Below are 19,907 nucleotides of genomic sequence, written 5' to 3'. Positions count from 1 at the left end.
CCGTTCCTGTTCGGGCCGGCCCCGCGCGGGCCGGCCCCGCCACCCCAGCGAGACCTCCCGTGAAGATCATCGACGTCAGCACCAAGACGTTCGTCTACAAGACGAACCAGATGAAGGATTCCGACGGCCACTCCCATCCGGGCCCGTGGCGGGACGCCAGGCGCACGCTGTTCACCATCACCACCGACGACGGCCAACAGGGCCACATCACCGTCGCCCCCCGCGACGCCCGCGAGGACCTGCTCGCCGCCTATGTGCGCCCGGTGCTGCTCGGCGCCGATCCGATGCGGACGGAGAAAATCTGGTACGCGCTGTACAAGTGGCAGCGCGGATCGGGCTTCGCTCTCGACGACCGCACGCTGTGCACCGTCGACCTCGCGCTCTGGGACCTCGTCGGCAAGATCACCGGCCAGCCGGTGTGGAAGCTGCTCGGCGGCTATCGCGACAAGATCCTCGCCTATGGCTCGACCATGTGCGGCGACGACATCGAGGGCGGGCTGGCCACCCCCGAGGACTACGGCCGCTTCGCCGAGTGGCTGGTGAAGACGCGCGGCTACAAGGCCGTGAAGCTGCACACCTGGATGCCGCCCATCCCCGGCGCGCCCAACGTCAAGTCCGACTACCTGGCCTGCGCGGCCGTCCGCGAAGCGGTGGGCCCGGACATCCCGCTGATGCTCGATCCGAACCACTGGTACAGCCGCGCCGACACGCTATGGCTCGGCCACAAGCTGGAGGAGCTGGGCTTCCTGTGGATGGAGGAGCCGATGGAGGAGGCCTCCATCTCGTCCTACCAGTGGCTCTCCGGCAATCTCGGCAAGCTCAACATCCTCGGCCCCGAGACCATGCTCGGGAAGCACTGGACCCGCGCCGAGTGGGTGGCCAAGAACGCCTGCGACATGGTGCGCACCGGCGTGTGGGACGTCGGCGGCATCGGCCCGTCGATGAAGGTGGCGCGGCTGGCCGAGAGCTTCGGCATGAGCTGCGAGGTGCATGGCACCGGCGCGGCCAACCTCGCCGTCGCGGCCGCCATCCAGAACACCACGTTCTACGAGCGCGGCCTGCTGCACCCGCACATCGACTACGACGCGCCGCCCGCCTACATGAAGCGCATCGACGACGAGATGGACCAGGAGGGCTACGTCCATCTGCGCGACGAGCCGGGACTCGGCGAGGACATCGACTTCGACTATATCGAGGCCAATCTGGTCAAAGCCTGAGCGTGGCATGACACGTCCCCCGGGACGCTGTACGTATCGGGCGTACCGGCATGGGGGGCCGTCACGTCGATGAACGCCGAGAACCGCAACCTGCTGACTCCGTCGCCGAGCCTCACGGCCCGCCTCGTGAACCAGCTGAGGGCCGAGATCGTCGGCGGCCGCCTGCCGGTGGGGGCGCAGATCCCCACCGAGGCGCAGCTGATGAAGACCTACGGCGTCAGCCGCACCGTGGTGCGCGAGGCCGTCGCGGCGCTGCGCGCCGAGGGCCTCGTCAACACCCGCCAGGGGCGCGGGGCCTTCGTCACGGCCACGACGTCGGGCGTGCCGTTCCAGGTGACGCCGGAGGAGGCGTCCTCGCTGAAGGACATCCTCAACATCCTCGAGCTGCGCGCCACGCTCGAGATGGAGGCCTGCGCGCTCGCCGCCGAGCGGCGCTCGCCGGACGACCTCGCGCGCATCGGCGCGGCGCTGGCCGAGCTCGACCGCCAGATCGAGGCCGGCGCCGACTCCGTCGACGCCGACTTCGACTTCCACGTCGCCGTGGCGGAGGCCTCCGGCAACCCCTATTTCCCGCGGCTGCTGCAGTCGCTCGGCGTTACGCTGATCCCGCGCCGCCGCATCGAGTTCGAGACCCCGGCCGCGCGCCGCGCCTATGTCGAGCGCGTGCAGCAGGAGCACCGCGCGATCGAGACCGCGCTCGCCAAGGGCGACGCCGCCGCCGCCCGCCGCGCCATGGAAAAGCACCTCTCCGGCTCGCGCTATCGCCTTCGCCTGCGCCTCGGCGAGGATGCCGCCACGCTGCCCGAGCCCGCTCCCCGCCGTCCCCGCCGCAAGGCCTGATCCCGGCAGCGCCAGACCGGCGCGCCTGGCCCCAAAAAGCCAGAGCGCGCGCGGGTGACGCGCGCGCTCGGCTTCAGCCTGCGTCCCGCCCGGGTCAGCCCGGGAAGGTGTAGGCAGTCTTGACGGTGGTGTAGAACTCGCGGGCGTAGGCGCCCTGCTCGCGGGGGCCGTAGCTGGAGCCCTTACGGCCGCCGAACGGGACGTGATAGTCGACGCCGGCCGTCGGCAGATTGACCATCACCATGCCGGCCTCGCTGTTGCGCTTGAAGTGCGAGGCATATTTCAGGCTCGAGGTGCAGATGCCAGCCGACAGGCCGAACTCGGTGTCGTTGGCCACCGCCAGCGCCTCGTCGTAGTCCTTGACGCGGATGACGTTGGCGACCGGGCCGAACACCTCCTCGCGCGAGATGCGCATGGCGTTGGTCGTCTCGGTGAACAGCGCCGGCTGGAGGTAGTAGCCGGGCGTCTCGCGGTTGAGCAGTTCGCCGCCCCAGTGCAGCTTGGCGCCCTCCTCCTTGGCGACGCCGATATATTTGAGATCGGTGTCGAGCTGGCCCTGGTCGACCACCGGGCCGATATGCGTGCCGGCCTTGAGCGCGTCGTCGACGACGAGGCCCTTCAGCCGTTCCGTCACGGCCTCGACGAAGCGGTCGTGGATGCCGGCGGTGACGACGAGGCGCGACGACGCCGTGCAGCGCTGGCCGGTGGAGAAGAACGCGCCGTTGACCGCGCACTCGACGGCGGTCTTGAGGTCGGCGTCATCGAGGACGACGAGCGGGTTCTTGCCGCCCATCTCGAGCTGCAGCTTCTTCATGACCGGGCCGGACACGGCCGCGAGCGCCACCTTGCGGCCGGTGCCGACCGAGCCGGTGAAGGTGATGGCGTTGACGTCCTTGTGGTCGAGAATGGTCTGGCCCACCTCGGAGCCGCGGCCCATGACGAGGTTCAGCACGCCCTTGGGCAGGCCGGCGCGGTGCAGAATGTCGGCGAGCGCCCAGGCGCAGCCCGGAACGAGGTCGGCGGGCTTGACGACGACGGTGTTCGCATAGGCCAGCGCGGGCGCGATCTTCCAGGCCGGGATGGCGATCGGGAAGTTCCACGGCGTGATCATGCCGACGACGCCGACCGGCTCGCGCGTCATGTCGACGTCGACGCCGGGGCGCACCGAGGCCAGCTTCTCGCCGCTCAGGCGCAGGCATTCGCCGGCGAAGAACGCGAAGATCTGGCCCGCGCGGGTCGCCTCGCCGATGCCCTCCGGCAGGGTCTTGCCTTCCTCGCGCGACAGCAGGCGGCCGAGCTCTTCCTTGCGCGCGAGGATTTCGTCCGACGCCTTTTTCAGGATCTCATAGCGCTCCTGCGGCGTGGAGCGCGCCCACGCCGGCAGCGCGGCCTTGGCGGCGGCGATGGCCTGCTCGGCCTGCGCCTTGCTGGCGCGCGCGTATTCGCCGACGACGTCGCCGGTGTTGGACGGGTTGATGTTGGCGTTGACGGACGCCCCTTGGACCCACTCGCCGGCGATCAGGTTCTTGAACTGGTCGGACATGTCAGAGCCTCGTGTTTTTGAATCAGAGAAGGCCGCGGCGGGCCAGGTTGCGCATGAGGTGAGAGGCGCCGAACGTCCAGGGCGGGCATTCGTTCGTGTGCCGGATGCGGTTGACGAGCGTGCCCAGCTTCGGCGTGGCGATGGTGACGATGTCGTCGACCTTGTGCGTGAAGCCCTTGCCCGGGGCGTCGCGGTCGTCGATCGGCGCGAACAGCGTGCCCGTGTAGAGCACCGCGCCGTCCGGATACTGGTGGTGCTTGCCGAGCATCTGGCCGGCGAGGTCGGCGAAGTCGCGGCTGATCTTCGACAGGCTGGAATGACCCTCCAGCCGGTAGCCTTCCGGCCCTTCCACCACCAGCGTCAGCTCGGCCTTGCGCAGCTCGTCGAGCGTGAAGCTGGCGTCGAAGAAGCGCACGAACGGCCCCAGCGTCGCGGAGGCATTGTTGTCCTTGGCCTTGCCGAGAAGCAGGGCCGAGCGGCCCTCGACGTCGCGCAGGTTGACGTCGTTGCCGAGCGTCGCGCCGACGATGGCGCCGGTGGAGGCGACCACCAGCACGACCTCCGGCTCCGGGTTATTCCAGGTCGACATCGGGTGGATGCCGGCGTCGGCTCCCGTGCCCACCGCCGCCATGGCCGGGGCCTTGGTGAAGATCTCGGCGTCCGGGCCGATGCCGACCTCGAGATACTGGCTCCACGCGCCCTGCGCGATCAGCACCTCCTTCAGGCGCATCGCCTCGGGCGAGCCGGGCTTGAGCTTGGAGAGGTCGTCGCCGACGAGGGCGGTGATCTCGCGGCGGATCTCGACGGCGGCGGCGGCGTCGCCGCGCGCGCGCTCCTCGATCACGCGCTCCAGCATCGAGATGGCGAAGGTGACGCCGGCGGCCTTGATGGCCTGCAGGTCGACCGGGGCGAGCAAATATGGCCGGCTGTCGTCGCGGCCCTCGGCGGCCGTGTTGGCGAGGATGTCGTCCAGGGAGCCGACGCGTTCGCCGTCGCATTCGCGCAGCGCGCGGGCGGGATCAGGCATTTCGCACAAGTCGCGCATCGTCGCGTAGGACCGGCTGATGTCGATCACGTCGACGCCGCCGCCCGCCGGCCGGATCGCCACCACGGAGGGGCCGTTGAGGTCCGGCCGCCAGATCCGCCCGGCGAGCGCGCCGGCGGCGCCGTCCCGCGGCAGGGTGGTGGCGGTGTCGAGCACAAGATGGGCCAAGGCGTCTCTCCGGCTGTCTTATAGTCGTCGTACGGGCGTCTGTTTAGCAGAGGACAGCGCGCGTTGCGCTACCGTCGACGAGGGTCTGCGTTGAAAAGGGCGCGCAGTATTGCGCCGCCGGCCGGACCCTGTCCAGCGAGGGGAACCGCCGCGGCTTGGGCTCAGCGGGCCTGCTGGCGGCGCGCGCGTTCTTCGAGGTGGCCGACCAGCCGCACCATCGGCCAGAGCAGCACGAGGTAGACGAGCGCCGCGCCGATCAGCGGCGTCGGATTGGCGTTGAGCGCCTGGGCGTCCTGCGCCTCTTTCAGCAGCTCCGGCATCGCCACGACCGAGGCGAGCGAGGTGTCCTTGAACATCGACACCCAGTTGGAGGTCGTCGGCGGCACCACCAGGCGCATCGCCTGCGGCAGCACGACCTTGCGCAACGTCATCATGAAATGCAGGCCGAGCGAGGCGGCGGCCTCGAACTGGCCCCTCGGCACGGCCTCGATGCCGGCCCGGAACACCTCGGCGGAATAGGCGGCGAGCACCATCGAGAAGCCGAGGATCGCCGACGTCCAGGAATCCAGCCTCACGCCCACGAACGGCAGCGCGTAGTAGATGATGATCAGCACCACCAACATCGGCAGGGCGCGGAACACGTCGATATAGACCATCGCCGCGAGCCGCAGCGGCCGCGCGGCGTAGAGACGCACCAGGCTGACGCCGAGCCCCAGCACGGTGCCGCACACGATGCTGGCGACGCCGAGCGCGATCGTGGTGAGCACGCCGCGCAGCAGCGCCGGCATGGTCGCGACCAGCACGTCCCAGTTGAAGAAGGTTTCGAGGAGGCTCATGCGCGGCAGGGAGTTGCGCGGGGGAAGCGGGGTGCGGGAAACGGATCGCCGCCTGGCGGCGGGGCGGACGGAGGCCGGGGCGAGGTGGGCGGCGGGCCCGGCACGAAGCCGGACCCGCAAGATTCAGAAGCGGCCCGCGAGGGCGGTGGCCGCTTACTCCTTCGGCATCGGGCGCACCTGCGCCGTGGAGGAATCGGCCGGGGCGTCCGTGCCGAACCACTTCTTGTGAATGGCGGCGAGCGTGCCGTCCTTCTTCATCGCGGTGATGGCGTCGTTGGCCTTCTCCAGCAGCGGATGGCCCTTGCGCATCATCAGCGCGTACTGCTCGCCGGTCTTGATGCGCTCGGCGACGGCCAGGTCCTTCATCTTAAGGAACGAGTACTCCATGCCCGGCACGTCGCTGATCGCCGCGTCGACGCGACCGTTGGCGAGGTCCAGCAGCATCTCGTTCTGGGCGTTGTAGCCGTTGATCTTGGCGATGCCGTACTTGGCCTGGTTCTCCTTGGACCACTTGTCGCCCGTGGAGGTGGAGAGCACGCCCACCGTCTTGCCCTTCAGCTCGGCGAGCGTCTTCGGGCCCGAGGCCTTCTTGGCGGCCATGCCGAGATCGGCGTCGTAATAGGCCTGCGTGAAGGATTGGCTCTTCAGGCGTTCCGGCGTGATGGTGATCGACGACACCGCGACGTCGATGCGCCCGGAGCTGGTGGCGGCGAACAGCGCCTGGAAGCCCATGTCGGCGATCTCGGTCTGCACGCCGATGCGCTTGGCGACTTCCTTGACGACTTCGATCTCGAAGCCTTCGAACTCACCCTTCTCGTTCTTGAACTCCCACGGGGGGTTCGAGGGGTACGCGCCCACCGCCAGCTTCTGCTGCGCCGCGACCGGTCCCGCCGCGATGGCGGCGAGGCCCACCGCGCCGAGCGCGGCCATCATGAAAGTCCTGCGTCCTGCGATCATCGTCACCCTCCCATAGGCCCACTGCGGGGCTTTGCGTCAGTCCGTCACTTCAGCGCGTGGGCCATGCGCTCCAGGGCCGCCTCGAGCTGCACCGGGTCGCGGCACACGCACATTCGCACGAAACTCGTCGAAGATTGCCCGAACATCGAGCCGGGGGCGAGCCCCACGCGCGAGCTCTCCAGAATCTTCATGCAGGCCTCGCGCGAGTTGGGTGTGCCCGGCAGCGAGAAGAACACGTACATGCCGCCGCGCGGCTTTTCCGGAAGCTGGAAAGTGGGGTTCTTGGACAGGATGCCGTAGGCGAGGTCGATGCCGGCGCGGCAGCGCTCGCGCATCGTCGTCACCAGCCCCTCGCCCTTGGTCAGCGCCGCCAGCGCGCCCGCCTGCACGGGTCCCGCCGTGCCGCTGTTCATGAGCTGCGTCATCTGCGCGATCTGCGGGGCCACCGAGGCGGGATGGGTCAGCCAGCCGACGCGCCAGCCGGTCATCGCCCAGCCCTTGGAGAAGCTGTTGACCGACAGGGCCAGATCCTCGGGCTCCGCCAGCGACAGGATGGACGGCGCCACGAAGGGCTCGCGGAAATAGAGCCGGTTGTAGACCTCGTCGGAAATGATCCAGATGCCGCGCTTGCGGCTGAACTCCAGCAGCGCCTCGAACTCCTCGCGGCTGCACACCCAGCCCGTCGGGTTGGCCGGGGTGGAGAACAGGATGGCGCGGGTGCGCGCGTCGCAGCGCGCGAACAGCTTGTCGAGGTCCAGCCGGAAGTCGTTGTCGACCAGATCGAGCGCCACCGGGCGCGGCTCGGCGCCGACGAGGTGGATGACGTTGCGGATGTTGGGCCATTGCGGCTCGACATAGACGATGTTGGTGCCGACGTCGGCGACCAGTTCCATCGCCATCAGCAGCGCCTGCATGCCGCTCGGCGTGACCGTGGAGCGTTCCGGCGCGATGGCGCGGCCGTGCAGCCGGGTCTGGTATTCCGACAGCGCCGCCGTGAGCGGCGGGTAGCCGCGCATGTCGGGGATATAGAACGTCATGCCCTCGTCGAACGCCGCCTTGGCGGCGTCGCGCACGAATTCGGGCGTGGTCAGGTCGCCTTCGCCGTACCAGAGCGGGATCACCCCGCCCAGTTCGCGCGCCCGCACGGCCAGCTCCGCGATGTTTTCGGTGGAGAGGTCCTGGATCTGGGGGCGGGCATGACGCAGGGCGTCTTCCGGGAGAGCGTTACGCAGCAGCGGGGCCATGGCGAGTCCTTGTCGTCGCGCGGGGACGGGCGGGGCGGCCTTCGCGCCGCCGCTGGCCGCCGGGAGAGCCCGATCCTGCTGCGCGCGCCGGCATGGCGGGAGCCCCGGCGGTCTCCGTATTTGTTTAACAGATAAAATATCTCACGCCCTGTCAAGGACGCGCGGGGAGGCCAGAGCCCCGGCGCACGCTTGACAACTCGCCTCCTGGTTATTTTAGATGTTAAATAGTTCGGGCGCGCCGCGACGGCCCGCCGACCTCGTGCTCGCGATCCGTGGAGGCCCGCCAATGCCCAGGCCCGTCGACAGCTTCGCCCGCGACAATCTTCCGCCGCGCGAGCAGTGGCCCGTGTTCCTCCTCGACCGCCCGGAGTTCCAGTACCCGAAGCGTTTCAACTGCGCCGTCGCGCTCGTCGACGACCAGGTCGCCGCGGGTCGGGGCGACAGCCCGTGCATCCTCGCGCCGGGGGTGAACTGGAGCTACGCCGAGCTGGCCGAGCGCGTGAACCGCATCGCCAACGTCCTGGTCGACCGCTTCGGCCTGGCGCCCGGAAACCGCGTGCTGCTGCGCGCGCCCAACAACCCGATGATGGTCGCGACCTATCTCGCCGTCATCAAGGCCGGCGGCGTCGTGGTCGCCACCATGCCGCTGCTGCGGGCCCGCGAGCTGGCCACGATCGCCGCGAAGGCGCGCATCGGGCTCGCGGTCTGCGACGCGCGCCTCACCGCCGAGCTCGACAAGGCCCGCGCGACCGTGCCGGAGCTCGCCACCGTCGTGACGTTCGGCGACGGCGGGCCGGACAGCCTGGAGACGCTGGCGGACGCCGCCTCGCCGAACTTCGCCGCCTTTGACAGCGCCGACGACGACGTGTGCCTGATCGGCTTCACCTCGGGCACGACGGGCGTGCCGAAGGGCACCATGCACTTCCACCGCGACATGCTGGCGATCTGCGACGGCTATGCGCGGCACCTGCTGCGCCCGCGCCCCGAGGACCGGTTCATCGGCTCGCCTCCCGTCGCCTTCACCTTCGGGCTGGGCGGTCTGGTGCTGTTTCCCCTGCGCGCCGGGGCGTCGACCGTGCTGCTGGAGAAAGCCGGCCCGCCGGACCTGCTGGACGGCATCGAGACCTTCCGTCCCACCATCTGCTTCACCGCGCCGACCGCCTACCGGGCCATGATCCCGATGCTGGCGGGCCGTGACATTTCGAGCCTGCGCCTGTGCGTCTCGGCCGGCGAGGCGCTGCCGCGCCCCACCTTCGAGGCCTGGCGCGAGGCCACCGGCCTGCCCATCGTCGAGGGCATCGGCGCCACCGAGATGCTGCACATCTTCATCGGCTCGACGCCGGAGGACGTGCGCCCCGGCGCGACCGGCCGCCCGGTGCCGGGCTACGTGGCGAAGGTGATCGACGCGCACGGCAAGGAGGTTCCCGACGGCACGCCAGGGCGGCTCGCCGTGCGCGGGCCGACGGGCTGCCGCTACCTCGCCGACGACCGTCAGGCCACCTACGTGCAGAACGGCTGGAACATCACCGGCGACACCTATGTCCGGGATGCCGACGGCTATTTCTGGTACCAGGCGCGCTCCGACGACATGATCGTCTCGTCCGGCTACAACATCGCCGGGCCGGAGGTCGAGACCGCCCTGCTCACCCACCCTGCCGTGAAGGAGTGCGGAGTGGTGGGCCAGCCCGACATCGACCGCGGCCAGGCGGTGAAGGCCTATGTCGTGCTCGCCCCCGGCGTGACGCCGGACGCCGCGCTGACGCGCGAGCTGCAGGAGCACGTTAAGGCCGAGATCTCGCCCTACAAGTATCCGCGCGTGATCGAGTTCGTCACGGAGCTGCCGCGCACCGACACCGGCAAGCTGAGGCGCGCGGCGCTGCGCGACATGGCCGCCGCCTCCGCCACACCGAATTCCTCCCGCGATTCGGGCTGACCTCGCGCGGGACACACGGCCGCACGGCCAGGAGACACGAGCATGCGCATCGTCTGCATCGGGGGTGGTCCGGCTGGGCTCTATTTCGCCCTGCTCATGAAGGCGCTCAACCCCGAGCACCACATCCGCGTCGTCGAGCGCAACCGGCCCTACGACACGTTCGGCTGGGGCGTCGTGTTCTCCGACGCCACGATGGAGAACATGCGCCGCTGGGACGCTCAGACGGCGGCCGACATCGAGCAGGCCTTCAACCACTGGGACGACATCGAGGTCATCATCCAGGGCCGCAAGATGCGCACGACGGGGCACGGCTTCGTCGGCATCGGCCGCAAGCGCCTGCTCAACATCCTGCAGGCGCGCTGCGAGGAACTCGGCGTCGAGCTGGTGTTCGAGACCGACGTCGACAGCGACGCCGACTACCCGGACGCCGACCTGATCGTCGCGGCCGACGGGGTCAACTCCAGGATCCGGGTGAAGTACGAGGCGGAGTTCCGGCCCGACATGGTGATGCGGCCGAACCGCTACATCTGGCTCGGCACACGCAAGCTCTACGACGCCTTCACCTTCGATTTCCGCAAGACCGAGCACGGCTGGTTCCAGGCGCACATCTACAAGTTCGACGACACCACCTCGACCTTCATCGTCGAGACGACGGAGGAGGTGTTCCGCGCCCACGGGCTCGACAAGGCGGACCAGGACCAGTCCATCGCCTTCTGCGAGGACCTGTTCGCCGAGGTGCTGGACGGCGCGCGGCTCGAAACCAACGCGCGCCATCTGCGCGGCTCGGCCTGGCTCAATTTCGGCCGGCTTATCTGCGACCGCTGGTCGACCTTCAACGGACGCAGCCACGTCGTGCTGATGGGCGACGCCGCCCACACCGCGCACTTCGCCATCGGCTCCGGCACCAAGCTGGCGCTGGAGGACGCCATCGAGCTGGTCAACCAGTTCAAGATCCTGGGCGATACGGCTGACCGGATCCCCGCCGTGCTCGACGCCTACGAGGAGGTCCGCCGAGTCGACGTGGCGCGCATCCAGAACGCGGCGCGCAACGCCATGGAGTGGTTCGAGGTCGTCGGCGAGCGCTATTGCGACACGCTGGAGCCCGAGCAGTTCATGTATTCGCTGCTCACCCGCTCGCAGCGCATCAGCCACGAGAACCTGCGGCTGCGCGACAAGGAGTGGCTGGAGGGCTACGAGCGCTGGTTCGCGCGCCGCGCCGGCGTCGAGGTGGCGGACGGCTCCGCCCCGCCGCCGCCGATGTTCACGCCGTTCAAGCTGCGCGGCGTGACCATCCCCAACCGGATCGTGGTGTCGCCGATGGCGGTCTATTCCGCCGAGGACGGCGTGCCGAACGACTTCCACCTCGTCCACCTCGGCGCGCGCGCCATGGGCGGCGCGGGGCTGGTGTTCGGCGAGATGACCTGCCCCTCTCCGGACGCGCGGATCACCCATGGCTGCCTGGGCCTGTGGAACGACCGGCAGGCCGAGGCGTGGCGGCGCGTGGTCGACTTCGTGCGCCAGAATTCCGACGCGCGCGCCGGGCTGCAGCTCGGCCACGCCGGCCGCAAGGGCGCGACGCAGCGCCCGTGGGAGGGCGGCGGCGACGAGCCGGTGGAGGCGGGCGCGTGGCCGCTGATCTCCGCCTCGCCGATCGCCTATCTTCCCCACAGCCAGACGCCGCGCGCGATGAACCGCGAGGACATGGACCGCGTCAAGGCGGACTTCGTGCGCGCCGCGCGCTACGGCGTCGAGATCGGCTTCGACGTGCTCGAGCTGCACTGCGCGCACGGCTACCTGCTCGCCAGCTTCCTCTCGCCGCTCACGAATTTGCGCACCGACGAGTACGGGGGATCGCACGAGAACCGCGCGCGCTTCCCGCTCGAGGTGTTCCGGGCCGTGCGCGAGGGGTGGCCGCAGGACAAGCCCGTCTCGGTCCGCATCTCGTGCCACGACTGGTATCCCGGCGGCAACACGGCGGACGACGCGGTTATCTTCGCGCGCCTGTTCAAGCAGGCAGGGGCGGACATGATCGACTGCTCGTCCGGCCAGACCCTGAAGGGCGACAAGCCGGTCTACGGCCGCCTCTACCAGACGCCGTTCTCCGACCGCATCCGCAACGAGGTCGGCATCCCGACCGTCGCGGTGGGCGCGATCTCCGAGGCCGACCACGCCAACTCGATCATCGCGGCGGGCCGCGCCGACCTGTGCGCGATCGCCCGCCCGCATCTCGCCGACCCGTCCTGGACGCTGCACGAGGCCGCGAAGATCGGCTATGGCGGTCTCGCCTGGCCGAAGCAGTACCGCACCGCGCGCGGCCAGTACGAGGCCAACCTGGCGCGCGCCGCGGCGGGGCCGAAGTGAGCGCCGCGCCGCCGTTGGCGGGCCGCCACGCGCTGGTCACCGGCGCGGGCAGCGGCATCGGCGCGGCCATCGCGGCGCGTCTGGCCGCCGATGGCGCCGCCGTGACGCTGGCGGGCCGCCGGCTCGACCGGCTGGACGCGACCCGACGGACGCTCGCCAACGCCGAGCTTCACGGGGCGGTCACGATGGACGTCACCGACCAAGACAGCGTGGCGGCGGGCGTGCGCGCGGCCGAGGCGGCGCGCGGGCCGCTCGCCATCCTCGTCTGCAACGCCGGCGCCGCGCCGAGCGCGCCGTTCGCGCGCGTCTCGCTGGCCGACTGGAACGCCACGCTGGCGGTGAATCTCACCGGCGCGTTTCTCTGCGCGCAGGCGGCGCTGCCCGGCATGGCCGCGCGCCGCGACGGCCGCGTGGTGATGCTGGCCAGCACGGCCGGTCTGACGGGCTATCCCTACGTGGCCGCCTACGTCGCCGCCAAGCACGGCGTCGTGGGGCTGACCCGCGCGCTGGCGACCGAATTCGCGAAGACCGGGGTCACCGTGAACGCCGTGTGCCCGGGCTATACGGACACGCCGCTGCTCGAGGGCGCGGTGGACGCCATCGTGGCCAAGACCAGCCGGTCGCCCGACGAGGCGCGCGCCGCGCTCGCCCGGGCCAACCCGCAGGGCCGCCTGGTGACGCCGGAGGAGGTGGCCGACGCCGTCGCGTGGCTGTGCTCGCCCGGCGCGGCCTCCATCAACGGCCAGGCGATCGCCGTCGCCGGCGGCGAAGTCATGACCGGATGAGGATGCAAACGATGGACACGATGCGCGAGACGCTGCGCCCCTTCCGCGACTACCAGGCGCGGCACTTCCAGTGGAGCACCGACGCGGACGGCCGCGTCGCGACGCTGACGCTGAACCGGCCCGACAAGAAGAACCCCCTCACCTTCGAATCCTACGCCGAGCTGCGCGACCTGTTCCGCGGCCTCGTCTACGCCAGCGACGTGCGCGCCATCGTGCTGGCCGGCGAGGGCGGCAATTTCTGCTCCGGCGGCGACGTGTTCGAGATCATCGAGCCTCTGACGCGCATGACGATGCCGGACCTGCTCGCCTTCACGCGCATGACCGGCGACGTGGTGAAGGCCATGCGCCGGTGCCCGCAGCCCATCATCGCAGCCGTCGATGGCGTCTGCGCCGGGGCCGGCGCGATCCTCGCCCTCGCCTCCGACCTGCGCCACGCGACGCCGCGCGCCCGCACCGCCTTCCTGTTCACGCGCGTCGGGCTGGCCGGCGCGGACATGGGCGCGTGCGGCCTGCTGCCGCGCGTCATCGGCCAGGGGCGGGCGGCGGAGCTGCTGTTCACCGGCCGCGCCATGACCGCCCAGGAAGGCGAGGCGTGGGGCTTCTACAACGCCCTGCACGCGCCCGAAGACTTGCTGGCCCAGGCCCAGGGCGTGGCGCGCGGGCTCGCCGACGGGCCGTGGTTCGCGCACGGGATCACCAAGACGATGTTCAACCAGGAATGGGCGATGGGCATCGAGGAGATGGTCGAGTCGGAGGCTCAGGCGCAGGCCATCTGCATGATGACGCAGGACTTCCGCCGCGCCTTCGAGGCCTTCGCCGCCAAGGCGAAGCCGATCTTCCAGGGCGACTGAGGCGATCGACATGCACCCCGCTTCCGCCCCACGGCCGAGCCTCGCCCATCTGGAATGGCCCTTCTTCGGCCCGGAGCATCGCGTTTTCGCCGAACGCCTCGACGCGTGGATCGTCGAGGGCGGTCTCGACGCCGTCGACCACGACGACACGGACGCCGCCTGCCGCGCGCTGGTGACGACGCTCGGCGAAGCCGGCCTGCTCGACCCCTGCGTGCCGGCCGCCTTCGGGGGCGCGCGAGATGAGATCGATTCCCGCCTGCTGTGCATCGCCCGCGAGCGGCTGGCCTATGCCGACGGGCTCGCCGACTTCGCCTTCGCCATGCAGGGGCTCGGCTCAGGGGCCATTTCGCTCGCGGGCTCGCCGGAGCTGCGCGCGCGCGTGCTGCCCGCCGTGGCCGAAGGCGCGATGATCGCCGCCTTCGCGCTGTCGGAGCCCGAGGCGGGGTCGGATGTGGCCGCGATGAGCTGCGAGGCGCGTCCGGAGGGCGACGACTACGTGCTGCACGGCGAGAAGACCTGGATTTCCAACGGCGGCATCGCCGACGTCTACACCGTGTTCGCGCGCAGCGGCGAGGCGCCCGGCACGCGCGGCATTTCGGCGTTCGTCGTGTTTCGCGACGATCCCGGCTTCGAGATCGTCGAGCGCATTCCGGTGATCGCGCCGCACCCCCTCGCGCGCATCCGCTTCGACCGCTGCCGCATCCCGGCGGCGCGGCGGATCGGCGCGCCGGGCGAGGGCTTCAAGATCGCCATGCGCACCCTCGACATCTTCCGCGCCTCGGTCGCCGCCGCCGCGCTGGGCTTCGCGCGCCGGGCGCTCGACGAGGCGACGGCGCACGCCCGGGCCCGCCGCATGTTCGGGGCGACGCTGGCCGATCTCCAGCTCACCCAGGCGGCGCTCGGAGACATGGCGACACAGGTCGACGCCGCCGCCCTGCTCACCTACCGCGCCGCGTGGCGGCGCGACGTGCAGCGCCTGCCGACGACCCGCGAAGCCGCCATGGCGAAAATGACGGCGACCGAGAACGCCCAGGCGGTGATCGACCGGGCCGTGCAGATGTTCGGCGGGCGCGGCGTGCGCTCCGGCGAAATCGTCGAGCGGCTCTACCGCGAGATCCGGGCGCTGCGGATCTACGAAGGCGCGACCGAGGTGCAGAAGCTCATCGTCGCGCGCGAACTGCTCAAGGACGGGGGACCCCGATGAAGGGCGAGACCATGACGGCCATCGACACAGCCCGCGAAGGGCACGTGATCCTTCAGCCCCAGGGCTGGGCCAAGCCGATCGGCTACGCGAACGGCGTGGCGGCGCGCGGGCGCACCATCTTCCTCGGCGGCCAGATCGGCTGGAACGGCCAGTGCGTGTTCGAGGCGCACGACCTCGTGGGCCAGACGCGCCAGACGCTGGAGAACATCGTCGCCATCCTGCGCGAGGGCGGCGCGGGGCCCGAGCATATCGTCAGCATGACGTGGTACCTGCTCGACAAGAAGGAATACGTCGCCCGCCGCCGCGAACTGGGCCGCGCCTATCTCGACGTGATCGGACGGCACTACCCGGCGATGGCGGCGGTGCAGGTGGCCGGGCTGATCGAGGACGAGGCGCTGGTGGAGATCCAGGCGACGGCGGTGGTGCCGGACTGACGCCGCCTCAGCGCGGCAGCACCACGATGCCGGAATCGCTGAACGCGACGCGTACGGGCGCGTCCACCAGCCGCGCCGGCGTGCGGCCGCTGTCGACGATGAAGAGGTCCCCCACCGGCGTCGCCACCGTGTATTCGCGCTGCTTGCCGAGATAGGCCGCCTTGGCGACCCGTCCGTCGACGCCGCGCCCCGCGCCGTCGCCGTCCGCCGGGGCCAGCCGCAGCGCGTCGGGGCGAACGGCGAGCTTGATCGGCCCCGCCGTGGCGCCGCGGCGCGGCAGATCCAACTCCATCGGCCCGAGGCGGACGAGGGCGCGCGGGCCGCGCTCCTCGACCAGTTCGGCGTCGAGAATGTTGGCGTCGCCGATGAAATCGGCCACGAACAGGCTCGCCGGCTCCTCGTACAGCTCGTAGGGCGTGCCGGATTGCGCGATGCGGGCGTTCGACATCACGATGATGCGGTCGGAGACGGCCAGGGCCTCCTCCTGGTCGTGGGTGACGTAGGCGACGGTGAGGTTGAGCTTGATCTGAAGCTCGCGGATCTCCTCGCGGACGCGACGGCGCAGCTTGGCGTCCAGGTTGGAGAGCGGCTCGTCGAACAGCAGCACCTGCGGCTCCAGCACCAGGGCGCGCGCCACCGCGACGCGTTGCTGCTGGCCGCCCGACAGCTCGGAGGGGGCGCGCTTCTCCAGCCCCGAAAGGCCGACCAGCGCCAGCTTCTCCATCGCCATCTCGCGCGCCAGCGCCTTCGGCGCGCCCTGCACCGTCGGGCCGTAGGCGACGTTCTCCAGCACGCTCATGTGCGGGAACAGCGCGTAGGACTGGAACACCATCGAGACGTCGCGGTCGGCCGCCGACAGCCGCGTCACGTCGACGCCGCCGATCGAGATGGTGCCCGAACTCGCCATTTCCAGGCCGGCGATCAGCCGCAGCGTGGTGGTCTTGCCGCAGCCGGAGGGGCCGAGCAGCGTCACCAGCGTGCCCGGCTCGATGCCGAACGACACGTCGTCCACAGCCGTCACCGCGCCGTAGCGCTTGCTGACGTTGCGGAACTCCACCGAGGCCGGGGCCTTGCTCATCGCGACGATCCTGACTGCATGACTTACCCGCCCGCCACCGCGGCGACCGGCGTCGCCTCGCGCCGCCCCAGCCTGCGCTGGCCGACCGCGGCCTCGATGCCGAGAATGACGACCAGCATCACCACGATGAGGGCGGAGGAATAGGCGATGGCGAGGCCGAACTCGCCGGCCTCGACGCGGCCGACGATGTAGGTCGTGGCCATGTTGTACTGCGCCGAGACGAGGAAGATGACGGCGCTCACCGCCGTCATGGCGCGCACGAAGGAATAGACCAGCGCGGCGACGATGGCGGGTCGCAGCAGCGGCAGCACCACCAGCCGCACGGTAGTGAAGGAGCGCGCGCCCAGCGTCAGGGACGCCTCGTCGAGCGACTTGTCGATCTGGCTCAGCGTGGCGACGCCGGAGCGCACGCCCACCGGCATGTTGCGGAACACGAAGCAGATCACCAGGATCAGCCCGGTCCCGGTCAGCTCGAAAGGCGGCACGTTGAAGGCCAGGATGTAGCTGACGCCGACGACCGTGCCGGGGATCGCGAAGCTGAGCAGCGTGCCGAACTCGAAGGCGCGCTTGCCGCTGAAGCTCTCGCGCGTCAGCAGCCACGCCGTGAGCAGGCCGATGGCGGCCGTCACCGGCGCGGCGAGCGCCGCCACCTGCACGGTGGCGAAGAAGCTGTCCCAGGCGCTGCCGGTGAAGCGCAGGCCGGACGCGCCGCTGTCGATGCGGAAGGCCGTGAGGTAGTGGTTCAGCGTCGGCGTGTAGTCGCGGCCCAGGCTGCGCACGAAGCCGCCGACGAGGATGAGCAGGTACACCGCCGCGGTAAACGCCGCCCAGGGCAGCGCCGTCGCGTAGCACGCCCACGCCACGAAGCGCGGCAACGGCGTCGGCAGGCCGGAATCGCCCTTGCCGCCGACCGTCGTGTAGACCTTCTTGCCGAGCCAGACCTGCTGCAGCCAGAAGGCCGCGAGCGTGAAGCCGAGCAGCACGATGGACAGCACCGCCGCGCGGCCCTGATCCGTCGCCGCGCCGACCACCGCGAAGAAGATCTTGGTCGATAGCACCTCGAAATTGCCGCCGAGCACCAGCGGGTTGCCGAAATCCGCCAGGCTTTCGACGAAGCCGAGCAGGAAGGCGTTGGCGAGGCCGGGCCGCATCAGCGGCAGGGTGATGGTTCGGAACGTCGTCCAGCTGTCGGCCCGCAACGTCTGCGACGCCTCCTCCAGCGACGGGCTGATGCCCTGCACGACGCCGACGAGGACGAGGAAGGCGATCGGCGTGAAGGCGAGGAGTTGCGCGATCAGCACGCCGGGCAGGCCATAGATCCAGCGCGTCGGCGGAATGTCGAACCACGCCGACAGCGTGGTGGAGACCACTCCCGAGCGGCCGAACAACAGAATGAGCGCGAGGCCGATGACGAAGGGCGGCGTGATGATCGGCAGCACGGAGAGGATGCGCAACGCGCCCTTGGCCCGAAATCCGGACCGCGTCGCGATGAGCGCGAAGGCGAGGCCGAGCGCCGTGCTGCCGAGCCCGACGAGGACGCCGAGCAGCAGCGTGTTCCAGGCGACGCCGCAGCGCAGATTGCCGCCGACGCAGTCGAGCCCCCAGATCGACCGGTCGGCGAACTTGGCGACGAACTCGTAGGGCGCGAACACGCCGTCATTGTCCTGTACGGCGCTGACCAGGATCTTGCCGACCGGATAGAACACGAACAGCAGGATCAGCGCGACGACGGTGCCGATGGAGGTGACGACGAAGGCGTCGCCGCGGCACCAGCCGCGTCCCGCCAGGCCCCGGCACAGCATGAACAGGAAGCAGGCGAGAACAGTGACGCCCCCCAGGCCCATGCCTTCCTGGCGCGGGCCGGGTGCGCCGAAGAGGGCCGCGAGCCATTGCGCGTTCCACCCGCGCAGTCCCACCGCGAAGCCCTGCCCGAGCGTCAGCGCGAGGCCGAGCGCCCCTGCCGCGATCAGCAGCCCCGCCCGGACACGGGCGTCCCGCCCGGGGAGCGACGCCGCCGAGGCGAGCGCCAGAGGGGCCAGGATCGGCAGCAGCCACCACTCGCCGGACCATCCCAGCGCCGGGGCGAGAGCCAGCGCCAGCCCGGAGCCGGCGCCGCCGAGCGGATAGGTCGACCAGTTCGGCCCCGCCCCCGAGAAGTCGAGCCAGTGCCAGGGCGCCAGCGCGAAGGCCGCCCAGGCGACAATCGTAAGTCCGGCGGCGTCGATGCGCGCCGAGGTGGTGCGTTTCACGCGGGCTCGCTGTCAGCGTTCGAGAAGGGACGCGCGGAAGTCGGCGAGGCGCGCGCCCTTGGGGACGCGCGCCGGGCCGGGTCCTACTTCGGCAGGTTCTTGACCTCGGCGTCCCACTTCGCCAGCAGGCGCTTGCGCTCGGCCGAGGAGCCGTACTTCGCGAAATCGAAGTTGATCAGCTTGATCTCGGCGAGGTTGGGCGACTCCTTGGGAACCGGCGTCGCCTTGTTGGACGGCACCTGGAAGGACTTGGCCGCCGCGCCGAGCTTCTGCGCCTCGGGCGTCAGCGCCCAGTCGTACCACTTCTTGGCGTTGTCCAGGTTGCGGGCGCCCTTGATGATCGACATCGAGCCGATCTCGTAGCCCGTGCCCTCGCACGGCGCGACGGCCTTCACCGGCGCGCCGTCGACGATCATGGTCACGTGGTCGTGCAGGAAGGCGATGCCCACCGTGGTCTCGCCGAGGCTCGCCGCCTTGGCCGGCGCGGCGCCCGACTTGGTGTACTGGTTGACGTTCTTGTGCAGCGCCTTCAAGTAGTCGAACCCTTTGTCCTCGCCCATGATCTGGACGATGGTCGCCAGCATCGTGTAGGCGGTGCCCGACGAGTTCGGGTCGGCGACCTGCACCTCGTCCTTCAGCTTCGGGTTGAGCAGGTCCGCCCAGCACTTCAGCTCGGGAATTCCCTTCTGCGCCAGCATCTTGGTGTTGACGCCGTAGCCCAGCGCGCCCGAATAGATGCCGACAGCGCGGCCCTTGGACTGCTCCCACTGGCGAACCGCCCAGTCGTTCAGCTCCGAGAGCTTGGGCGACTTGTATTCCTCGGTCAGGCCCTCCTCGGCGGCCTGCATGTGGGGGTCGCCGGTGCCGCCCCACCAGACGTCGCCCTTCGGGTTGGCCGACTCGGCCTTCACCTGGGCGTAGATCTCGCCCGAGCTCTTGCGGGTCATCGAGACCTTGATGCCGGTCTGCTTCTCGAAGGCGTCGACCATCGGCCGGCACCACTCCTCCTGCACGCCGCAATAGACGGTGAGCTGGCCCTGCGCCGCGGCCGGGCCGGAGCCGGCCAACAGGGCGGTCGCCGACGCGACGGCGGACAGCGCCGCCAGCCGGGCGCTCTTGGATGTCACATGCATGTCATATCTCCCCGGAAGTTCTTGTTGTT

Annotated in this window: 16 protein-coding genes; 8 read left to right on the top strand and 8 right to left on the bottom strand. The window is 70.2% G+C overall.

All coding sequences use genetic code 11. From position 1 onward, the window contains the following. Positions 1-59: 59 nt before the first annotated feature. Complete coding sequence (locus NK718_RS05605; protein ID WP_371877223.1) at positions 60-1,217, top strand: enolase C-terminal domain-like protein; 1,158 nt, start codon at positions 60-62, stop codon at positions 1,215-1,217. 69 nt (positions 1,218-1,286) lie between these two features. Next, positions 1,287-2,057, top strand: coding sequence for a FadR/GntR family transcriptional regulator (locus tag NK718_RS05600; protein ID WP_254739452.1), 771 nt, complete (start codon positions 1,287-1,289; stop codon positions 2,055-2,057). A gap of 94 nt (positions 2,058-2,151) precedes the next feature. Here the strand turns inward: NK718_RS05600 and NK718_RS05595 are convergent, their stop codons facing one another. From NK718_RS05595 to NK718_RS05575, 5 genes are all read right to left on the bottom strand, one after another. Further along, positions 2,152-3,600, bottom strand: coding sequence for an aldehyde dehydrogenase family protein (locus NK718_RS05595; protein WP_254739450.1), 1,449 nt, complete (start codon positions 3,598-3,600; stop codon positions 2,152-2,154). A 22-nt stretch (positions 3,601-3,622) separates the two neighbouring features. Continuing rightward, on the bottom strand, positions 3,623-4,813 hold the full coding sequence (locus NK718_RS05590) for a fumarylacetoacetate hydrolase family protein (protein ID WP_254739448.1): 1,191 nt from the start codon (positions 4,811-4,813) through the stop codon (positions 3,623-3,625). Between the two features lie 161 nt (positions 4,814-4,974). After that, positions 4,975-5,649, bottom strand: a complete 675-nt coding sequence (locus tag NK718_RS05585; protein ID WP_254739446.1) for an amino acid ABC transporter permease — start codon at positions 5,647-5,649, stop codon at positions 4,975-4,977. 153 nt (positions 5,650-5,802) lie between these two features. Continuing rightward, entirely contained in the window at positions 5,803-6,606 is an 804-nt protein-coding gene (locus NK718_RS05580; protein ID WP_254739444.1) for an ABC transporter substrate-binding protein, read from the bottom strand. A 44-nt stretch (positions 6,607-6,650) separates the two neighbouring features. Next, the gene (locus NK718_RS05575) at positions 6,651-7,850 is read right to left on the bottom strand and encodes a pyridoxal phosphate-dependent aminotransferase (protein WP_254739442.1); all 1,200 of its coding nucleotides are present in this window, start codon (positions 7,848-7,850) and stop codon (positions 6,651-6,653) included. 286 nt (positions 7,851-8,136) lie between these two features. Here NK718_RS05575 and NK718_RS05570 point away from each other — a divergent pair, with 286 nt between their 5' ends. The 6 genes from NK718_RS05570 to NK718_RS05545 are packed head-to-tail and all read left to right on the top strand — an operon-like array spanning position 8,137 to position 15,418. Then, positions 8,137-9,783, top strand: coding sequence for a benzoate-CoA ligase family protein (locus tag NK718_RS05570; protein WP_254739440.1), 1,647 nt, complete (start codon positions 8,137-8,139; stop codon positions 9,781-9,783). A gap of 42 nt (positions 9,784-9,825) precedes the next feature. Further along, positions 9,826-12,144, top strand: a complete 2,319-nt coding sequence (locus NK718_RS05565) for a bifunctional salicylyl-CoA 5-hydroxylase/oxidoreductase (protein WP_254739437.1) — start codon at positions 9,826-9,828, stop codon at positions 12,142-12,144. Then, positions 12,141-12,929, top strand: a complete 789-nt coding sequence (locus NK718_RS05560; protein ID WP_254739435.1) for an SDR family NAD(P)-dependent oxidoreductase — start codon at positions 12,141-12,143, stop codon at positions 12,927-12,929. Before NK718_RS05565 ends, NK718_RS05560 begins: the two co-directional genes overlap by 4 nt. Before the next feature lie 11 nt (positions 12,930-12,940). After that, the gene (locus NK718_RS05555) at positions 12,941-13,780 is read left to right on the top strand and encodes an enoyl-CoA hydratase family protein (protein ID WP_371877222.1); all 840 of its coding nucleotides are present in this window, start codon (positions 12,941-12,943) and stop codon (positions 13,778-13,780) included. 10 nt (positions 13,781-13,790) lie between these two features. Further along, positions 13,791-14,984: an acyl-CoA dehydrogenase family protein gene (locus NK718_RS05550; protein ID WP_254739431.1), complete on the top strand. Its 1,194-nt coding sequence runs from the start codon at positions 13,791-13,793 to the stop codon at positions 14,982-14,984. Continuing rightward, positions 14,981-15,418: a RidA family protein gene (locus tag NK718_RS05545; RefSeq protein WP_254739429.1), complete on the top strand. Its 438-nt coding sequence runs from the start codon at positions 14,981-14,983 to the stop codon at positions 15,416-15,418. The genes NK718_RS05550 and NK718_RS05545 overlap by 4 nt, the downstream gene beginning before the upstream one ends. 7 nt (positions 15,419-15,425) lie before the next feature. Here the strand turns inward: NK718_RS05545 and NK718_RS05540 are convergent, their stop codons facing one another. From NK718_RS05540 to NK718_RS05530, 3 genes are all read right to left on the bottom strand, one after another. Beyond that, positions 15,426-16,496: an ABC transporter ATP-binding protein gene (locus NK718_RS05540; protein WP_254739427.1), complete on the bottom strand. Its 1,071-nt coding sequence runs from the start codon at positions 16,494-16,496 to the stop codon at positions 15,426-15,428. A gap of 23 nt (positions 16,497-16,519) precedes the next feature. Next, positions 16,520-18,745: an ABC transporter permease gene (locus NK718_RS05535; RefSeq protein ID WP_254739425.1), complete on the bottom strand. Its 2,226-nt coding sequence runs from the start codon at positions 18,743-18,745 to the stop codon at positions 16,520-16,522. Between the two features lie 83 nt (positions 18,746-18,828). Continuing rightward, on the bottom strand, positions 18,829-19,878 hold the full coding sequence (locus tag NK718_RS05530; protein ID WP_254739423.1) for an ABC transporter substrate-binding protein: 1,050 nt from the start codon (positions 19,876-19,878) through the stop codon (positions 18,829-18,831). Between the last annotated feature and the right edge of the window lie 29 nt (positions 19,879-19,907).

The sequence above is a fragment of the Alsobacter ponti genome, from assembly GCF_024294805.1.
Lineage (GTDB): Bacteria > Pseudomonadota > Alphaproteobacteria > Rhizobiales > Beijerinckiaceae > Alsobacter > Alsobacter ponti.
The sequence above is the reverse complement of the archived record's forward strand: the minus strand, read 5'-3'. Positions and strand labels throughout refer to the sequence as shown.